The organism is Mangrovimonas sp. ST2L15, assembly GCF_001280515.1.
GTDB lineage: Bacteria > Bacteroidota > Bacteroidia > Flavobacteriales > Flavobacteriaceae > Mangrovimonas > Mangrovimonas futianensis.
The window spans coordinates 1-392 of record NZ_LBIQ01000049.1; the positions used below are offsets into that span (position 1 = coordinate 1).

Here is a 392-nt window from a genome sequence, read left to right on the forward strand (position 1 = left end):
CGCTTATTCAAGTTAGCTTGGAATTTTGATAAACATTTTTTTTGGGATAGGCGCTCCTTCGGTATGGAACATCAGGCCTCCCTACCAGTTGAAGACCCTACTGAAATGGCAAATACATGGAAAACAGTTGTGGACAGATTAAATAACCACCCTTAGTACCCAGAATTATTTCAAGACGCTTTTGGAAATGCACCCATCTCGCGTGATTTGGCAACCAAAGCCTTAGGCCAATTTGAAAGAACACTAATTTCTGCCAACTCAAAATTTAACAATTACTTTCTAGGCACAGCCAGCTTGACGCCACAAGAACAAAATGGTTTAGCTGTTTTTATGGATGAAGGCAGAGGCGACTGCTTTCATTGCCACGGAAATCCAAACAATCCATTATGGAC

At 41.3% G+C, this 392-nt stretch carries 1 pseudogene; it reads left to right on the top strand.

Features of this window, described 5'->3' with window-relative positions:
- Nucleotides 1-63: 63 nt before the first annotated feature.
- Nucleotides 64-392, top strand: a pseudogene (locus ZA07_RS15955) (cytochrome-c peroxidase); the annotation flags it as partial.